Annotated in this window: 9 protein-coding genes and 1 tRNA gene; 8 read left to right on the top strand and 2 right to left on the bottom strand. The window is 33.3% G+C overall.

Going from position 1 to position 7,215, the window contains the following annotated elements; translation table 11 throughout:
- The 3 genes from KI356_RS21700 to KI356_RS21690 all read left to right on the top strand — a co-directional run.
- Positions 1-546, top strand: a 546-nt coding sequence (locus KI356_RS21700; RefSeq protein ID WP_212936416.1) for an RES family NAD+ phosphorylase, incomplete at its 5' end; no start/stop codon positions are given.
- Positions 547-565: 19 nt separating this feature from the next.
- Complete coding sequence (locus KI356_RS21695; protein ID WP_212936415.1) at positions 566-1,027, top strand: DUF4231 domain-containing protein; 462 nt, start codon at positions 566-568, stop codon at positions 1,025-1,027.
- Positions 1,028-1,387: 360 nt separating this feature from the next.
- The gene (locus KI356_RS21690) at positions 1,388-2,500 is read left to right on the top strand and encodes a tyrosine-type recombinase/integrase (protein WP_212936414.1); all 1,113 of its coding nucleotides are present in this window, start codon (positions 1,388-1,390) and stop codon (positions 2,498-2,500) included.
- 97 nt (positions 2,501-2,597) lie between these two features.
- On the opposite strand, the gene KI356_RS21685 is transcribed toward KI356_RS21690, so the two are convergent.
- Positions 2,598-2,670, bottom strand: a tRNA-Val gene (locus tag KI356_RS21685).
- 188 nt (positions 2,671-2,858) lie between these two features.
- A complete protein-coding gene (locus KI356_RS21680) occupies positions 2,859-3,083 on the bottom strand; it encodes a hypothetical protein (protein WP_212936413.1) in 225 nt (74 codons plus the stop codon).
- A gap of 282 nt (positions 3,084-3,365) precedes the next feature.
- Here KI356_RS21680 and KI356_RS21675 point away from each other — a divergent pair, with 282 nt between their 5' ends.
- The 5 genes from KI356_RS21675 to KI356_RS21655 all read left to right on the top strand — a co-directional run.
- The gene (locus KI356_RS21675; RefSeq protein ID WP_002117229.1) at positions 3,366-3,593 is read left to right on the top strand and encodes a hypothetical protein; all 228 of its coding nucleotides are present in this window, start codon (positions 3,366-3,368) and stop codon (positions 3,591-3,593) included.
- Positions 3,594-3,748: 155 nt separating this feature from the next.
- On the top strand, positions 3,749-5,035 hold the full coding sequence (locus KI356_RS21670) for a D-alanyl-D-alanine carboxypeptidase family protein (protein ID WP_212936412.1): 1,287 nt from the start codon (positions 3,749-3,751) through the stop codon (positions 5,033-5,035).
- A 202-nt stretch (positions 5,036-5,237) separates the two neighbouring features.
- Positions 5,238-5,807, top strand: a complete 570-nt coding sequence (gene sipW, locus KI356_RS21665) for a signal peptidase I SipW (RefSeq protein ID WP_212936411.1) — start codon at positions 5,238-5,240, stop codon at positions 5,805-5,807.
- 63 nt (positions 5,808-5,870) lie between these two features.
- Entirely contained in the window at positions 5,871-6,458 is a 588-nt protein-coding gene (locus KI356_RS21660; protein ID WP_128282213.1) for a CalY family protein, read from the top strand.
- 158 nt (positions 6,459-6,616) lie between these two features.
- The coding region (locus tag KI356_RS21655; RefSeq protein WP_212936410.1) for a DUF4047 domain-containing protein at positions 6,617-7,215 on the top strand (599 nt) is incomplete at its 3' end.

Genomic DNA, 7,215 nt, shown 5'->3' with positions numbered 1-7,215 from the left:
TTTGTACCTTTTACTGATAAGAAAATATCTTCTCCGCCACCACCTTTGGCACAACCTGCAAGGTTAAGTAGATCTGGAATTTCATATGTTTACTTAGCTTCTAATAAAGAAACTGCTATTGCTGAGATAAGACCACATCCTGGACATTTTATTTCTGTAGGAAGATTTCATATGAATAAGAAATTAAAATTCGCCGATTTTAGAAAAATTAGTATAATAAATTTTTGTGAAAGTGAAGAGGCGATGGAATATTTTATCTTTTTAAATGATTTAGGAAAGAGATTTTCATTACCAATTACACCAGAAGAAAGAGATAATTATCTCATTACGCAATTTATTACAGAGGTAATAAGACAAGTGGGGTTTGATGGAGTATTATTTAGAAGTTCTGTAGGTAAAGGGTATAATGTTGTGATTTTTGACTTAGAAAATGTTGAATATCTAAAAGGGACTGGAGAGGTTTTTGAAGTTGAGGGTTTAAAGTATAAAATAAAACAGCAAAAAGAGGAGAATTTTCCAGATAATGTAACGCATGCTGTATTATAATTTTTGAAGGAGAAAACATATGAGTTCAATTAGTAAAATAGATGTTTTAATAAAGGATATTAATGAAAATATATCTATTTTTGAAGAAAGGAAAGAGAAGAATAAAAAGAGGGCATATAAATTAAGAGTTTATTCAATTATATCGTCTGCTCTTGTTACATTATTATTAGGCTTAAAAGCAATCAATTTAAATCTTTTCTCAAATATTGCATTATTTTTTGCTTCACTAATGACCGTTTTTAATGGGATTGAAGGTTTCTATAATCATCGAGGATTGTGGTACAAAGATATTAAAACGCTAACAAGTTTAAGAGAATTAAAAAGGGATTTAGATTTTAGTATTGCAGGAGAACAGAGAGAAAGTATTTCAATCGAATTACTAACTGAATATAAAAACAGGCTTCAAAATATTTTAACTGAAGATGTAAATACTTGGTCAAAAATAAGAGAAAATCTAGAGCAAGCACAGGACAAAACTTAGAAAACAGACAATAAGATATCAGTTAACATTTGGATTTAAATGAAAAAACATCTTAAAGATTGCTGAGTAATTTCAACCAAAAGTAGTAAATGATACTACTCAAGTAACATGGGCATTACTGAAACAGCAGTAATGCTTTTTTTGCTTGTTTCAATAACAGGCGGTTGAATTACAATAACTAATTCAGCAGATTAAATCTCTCGTTATTTTTCTTCAATTTGTTAGAAAATATTTTTTAGTTACATTCAGTTATCTTTATGCTGATATAACGCAAATTTCTAATCCATAATACAAGATTATCCGCTATAATAAAATATACCATATACAGCACAGTTAGGGACTCCAAGGAGGCTCTTAACGATGAAAGGAAGCGTCAAAAAAGATAAGAAAACAGGAAAGTATTTTTATATTGTAGATATTGGTATTGACCCTCTAACAGGTAAAAGAAAGCAAAAAAAGAAGAGGGGATTCATTACCAAAAAAGAAGCAGAAAATTCTTTAACAAAGCTGCTCTCAGAAGTTCATACTGGGACATATGTAGAGCCTAGTAAGCTACTTTATGGTGAATATCTTGAGAGTTGGTTTAATACGAAGAAGCACAGTGTGGGTATCCAAACAGCAAAAGTGTTGAAAGGGTATTTAAACAGTCGTATCATTCCTTCTTTAGGCAATATCAAACTAGCTAAGTTAACATCATTGCATATGCAAAACTACGTCAATTCGCTGCGGAACGAAGGTTTAAAGAGAGGAACAATCGAGAAGATAATCAAAATCATTCGGAACTCTCTTGAGCATGCGATAGATTTAGAGCTAATTACTAAAAATGTTGCAGCTAAGACTAAATTGCCTAAAGCTGATAAAGAAGAATTAACGGTATGGAACGAGCAGGAAGTACAGGTGTTTTTGAAAGCTGCAAAAGATAGTAGATATTCTATCGTCTTTCATATGGCTCTTGTAACTGGAATGCGACAAGGTGAATTGCTAGGGTTGCGGTGGAAAGATGTTGATTTAGAAAAGGGACATTTAACTATTAGTCAAACGTTAAGTCATGATGGGAAGACGCTCTTACTTGGAGGAAAGACGAAATCAAGTTTAAGAAAAATACTACTACCTGTATCAACAATAGCAAAGCTAAAGAAGCATAGAGCAATCGTATTAAAAGAGAAGCTGAGTCAAGGTGAGGAATACCAAGACAATGACTTGGTGATGTGTACTCTTTCTGGAACGCCAATCAATCCTGCTAATGTTAGAAGAAGTTTAAACGCTTTGATTAAGAAAGCAGCTGTGCCAAAGATTCGCTTTCATGATTTACGTCATACACATGCAACTTTGTTATTGGCTAAAGGGGTGAATGTGAAGGTGATTTCTGAGCGGTTAGGACATAGTAATATCAAAATCACTTTAGATACCTACTCGCATGTATTGCCAACGATGCAAGAAGATGCAGTTAACAAAATAGAAGAGATTTTGTAGGTAATGTGACCAATTCTGTGACCAGTGACTTTATAGAGTATAAAAGCAAACAAATAAAAACCGCATCAAACGCTAATCTGACACGGTTTTTACCTTATGACCCCGGAGAGGCTCGAACTCACGACCTCCACCCTGTCAAGGTGGCGCTCTCCCTGCTGAGCTACGGGATCTTCAATAATGCTTATGTAATAGCATCTTTAATCATTATGCTAAAGCAATTATATATAATTAACTGAAAATTTACAATGTTTTTGTGTAGTAAGTTTTTAAAGAGGTAGTGTAATAGAAAATAGGTTTTATTTCAGAGGTATATTAGTATGTATGTTTTTATATTTAATAAATAGAAGATGCTGAAGTGTTATGTTTTCCGATACCAATCCAGAGGACCTTCGTCACTCAAATCAACTAGAAAAGGGAATAAGGAGTGTAAAGGTAAGCTTATAAGTTCTGGCATGGCATTCAATGTTTTCTTTGATATATATTGTCGTCCAAGACAATACGGACAATCTTTTTCAAATGTCACGAGTATCGACCATACATCTTTTATTTTCCACTTCGTTTTACAATACGTACAACGCGCCATGGAGTTCCTCCTCATTTTAAAGTGTTTTCTAATATATTCCATTTCATTGTACTAAAGTCAAGTGTATTTAGTATGATAGAATGTAAGTTGGTTTGTTTTTTATATGGATGTATTCAGTAATTTATGACCAAATGAATGTAGTGTGAGGATTATATAGTAAGAGATTTTCATTTTTAATATGCAAATTGGCCGATATATCCTTTTTACAATTTTCAAGAAATCATGTATAAAAGAAGTACAAGATTTTTATAAATATTCAGGAGTAGAGGGAGAATAATTGTAATGGTAAGAAAAACGTTTAAAATGCGTGTGTCTAGAAATAGAACGATTTCGATTAATGGTTCGATTCTTGATGTGGATGTGACGCATGATGAGTTTTTGCACGAGTTTGTTGAGTGGGTTGATTCTAAAGGTTGGTCGTTTATGGGTATGACGGATGAGATTACAGCCGAGGAAGCTGGGCAAAAGTTAATAGATTCGTTGATTGATGAGAAGGATAAGAAAGAGTAATTCCTTCTTATTTTTTATTGTATATTTATGTTCTTCATCGTAAAAATATGATATAGTAAAAAACAGTGAATATTCTTCCAATTTAATACAAATTACATATAGATTGGTAGAGTTATTTTATAGAATGTGAAAGTAAAGGGAAAAGGGAGAGTCATATGGTAAATTTTAAGAAAATTTCGGTTTTTATTATGGTTATTTGTTTATTATTTTTGACACCTATGACGTTATATGCTGAGACGAATATTGGAGTAAATCCGGAGCAAGTGGCACCGCCGCCTGCCGAAGGGCCGAATGTTTTTAGTCAGTTTGCGACTACGATTGATGCGAAAACAGGAGATGTGTTGTACGACAAAAATGCACACCATCGTGCGTTTCCTGCTAGCATGACGAAAGTGTTAACGGCGATTTTACTGATGGAGCATACGAAGCCGGAGGATCAATTTACGTTTTCACAATTAGCATTAGATCAAGAGAAGAGTAATTATCAAATTGAGTTTCAACCTGGTGAGACTATTAATAGAAATACCGCACTTATGATTTTAATGGTGCTGAGTGCGAATGATGTGTCGTATGCGATTGCGGAGCGTATTGGAGGAAGTGTTGAAAATTTCGCTAATATGATGAATGAAAAGGCGAAGCAATTAGGGGCTAAAGATAGCCATTTTGTAACGCCAAATGGATTGCATGATCCAAATCATTATACGACGCCATATGATATGGCAATGATTACGAGAGGTGTGCAAAAGTATCCTGAAATTTTACAAGCGATGAATACGAAAAGAACGACGGTTACGACATCTACGCAAACAGTGTCTATTTTTAATAAGTCTACTTATTTTGAAAATCCATATAGCATTGGTGGTAAGACAGGGTTTACGAATGAAGCGCGCAATACGCTCGTTTTATTAAATGAGAAAGACGGAAATCGTATTATAAATGTAGTAATGGCTTCTCAAAGACCTGAAATTTATGAAGATTTGAAGCAGATGGCGGAATATTCTTTTGGGCAATTTACGAAGCAAACTGTACTAGATAAACATAGTTGGCATCAAAAGACAACGTATTTAAATAAAGATGTTGATTCTGAGCTCGAAAAAAGTGCTGAGCTTATGCTAAAGAAAGATGAAGGAAAAAATGTAAAAACGGCTTTTCGGGTTAATTCAGTGGATAAAGAAGCTTTGTACCAAAAAGGAATTCATCGCGGTGAAGTAGTTGGTGCGGTAGATATTATAAAAAATAATCAAACGATTGCGACTATAAATGTTCTTTCAAAAGAAGATGTTACTTTTGCGATGCCTAAAAAAGATACAGTTGCACCTGAAGTAAAGGAATCCAATGTGAAAGTGATAAGTGTTGGGATAGGTGCTATTGTATTATTTGGAGCCATTTTATATGTAGTGCTGCGTCGAAATAAACAAGGAATGAAATCAGAAGAAAAATAAATTGCTAGTATGGAGACTGTGATGAGATTTTGTCACGGTCTTTTTTCTGTTCATATATCCTTGTGAAATAACTAATAATTGTAAATTTTCTTATTGCATTTCTATATCGTTCGTTATATTATTTACTTGTGTTCTTGTTAAAGAACGAATGTGAATATTGCATACTTCAAATAATATAAAACAACGGAGAGGGAGAGAGACGATGAAATTAATTTGGAAGGTGATTAGCAACGTTATCTCATTTGTTTTATTTGCGGTAATGGTTTGTTTAGCTTTTGTAGTCATTTCTTCAAAAGCGAGTGGCGGGGATCCAACAGTGATGGGATATCAATTTAAGAGCGTTCTTTCAGGATCGATGGAACCAACATTTTTAACAGGGTCAATCATTGCGATAGAGCCAACGAAAGATGGTTCTAAATATAAAAAAGGTGATGTTATTACCTTTAAAGAGAAAGATGACAAAATTGTCACTCACCGTATTATCGGTGTGAAAGATACAAATGGAAAAGTAATGTATGAAACAAAAGGGGATAACAACAACGGACCAGATTTAGCACCAGTACTTGCAGAGAATGTAATCGGAAAGTATGCAGATATTACAGTTCCATACCTTGGTTATGGACTGAATTATGCGAGTTCAAAAGCGGGAGCAGCATTACTTCTTATTATTCCAGGAGTCTTTTTACTTGGTTATTCTGCGTTTTCTATTTTTGGCGCTATTCGTAGCATCGACGGAGAAAAGAAAGATAAAAAAGTAGAACAATCCGTCTAGTTATCTTAGTTATAATTTCCTACTAGGAAATTAACAAATATATATATTATGGGGGATTTGGACATGACTTTAAAGAAAAAATTAGGGATGGGTATCGCATCAGCAGTACTAGGAGCAGCATTAGTTGGTGGAGGAACGTTTGCATTCTTTAGCGATAAAGAAGTGTCAAACAATACATTTGCGGCTGGTACGCTGGATTTATCATTAAATCCATCAACAGTTGTTAATGTATCGAATTTAAAACCTGGTGATACAATTGAAAAAGAATTTAAACTAGAAAATAAAGGTTCTTTAGATATTAAAAAAGTTCTATTAAAAACAGACTATAATGTAGAAGATACGAAGCAAGATAATAAAGAAGATTTTGGCCAACATATTAAAGTAACATTCTTAAAAAATGTAGATAAGCATGAGACGATTGTGAAAGAAACTACATTAGATAAATTGAAGGGTGATACACTTACAGCAGTAAATAATGATTTAGCTGCTTGGTTCTGGGATGAAAAAGGTATTTCTGCAGGTAAATCTGATAAATTCAAAGTGAAATTTGAATTCGTTGATAATAAAAAAGACCAAAATGAATTCCAAGGCGACAAGTTACAATTAACTTGGACGTTTGATGCACAACAAGGCGATGGTGAAACGAAATAATAATGACAACAAAAAGAGACTATCAAAGGTAGTCTCTTTTTGTGTTAACAGAGAAATGTAAAAAGAAACATAATTTTTATATCATTTTACAATTCACTTTATTATAATAAAGTTATAGTTCTTGATAAAGAACGAGATGTTCGATAGGAGAGATTAAAATGCTGAAGACACCTCGCAAATTCAAAAAGATGCTTATATTGCCATGTTTGTGTTCTATTACTTTTTATTTAGGTTCTCAAATGATGACTTATACAGAAGCAGCTTTCATTCATGAAACGAAAGTGCAGGCTACTATTTCTACAGCAAGTATATTTCCAAAAACAGTTGATCAGTTGACAGAACAAGCTAAACAACATAAGGAAGTAATTTTGCATGAGTATGAAGAGATGAAATCGAAATTAACTTTCACTTCCACTCAAGAGTTAGAACAGGCGCTTGTTACGTGGAAGCAAGGCCGTGAGAAAATTGTTACTGAGAGGGAACTGTTACAAAAAGTATATGCATCAATAGAAAATCCTTATAACAAAGCGAAAGAAGAATTAAAGGGAAATAAAAGTGAATCTAACAAGCAAGTATTCTCGTATGTGAATGCTGGTTTTCATTTAGTTAAAGAAAACTGTGAATATGTTGATAAAGAGGTTAATTTGCAGGTGATTGATAAACAAATTCAAGCTTTTGAGAAATTATTAGTAGATGAAACAGCAAAGCAAGTGAATGAGGCAGAGAAGCAAAAGCAATTAGAAGAGAGTAAGAAGCA

It is taken from the genome of Bacillus hominis (genome assembly GCF_018332515.1).
In the GTDB taxonomy this organism is placed as follows: Bacteria; Bacillota; Bacilli; order Bacillales; family Bacillaceae_G; genus Bacillus_A; species Bacillus_A hominis.
This window is presented reverse-complemented; position numbering and strand designations above follow the sequence as displayed.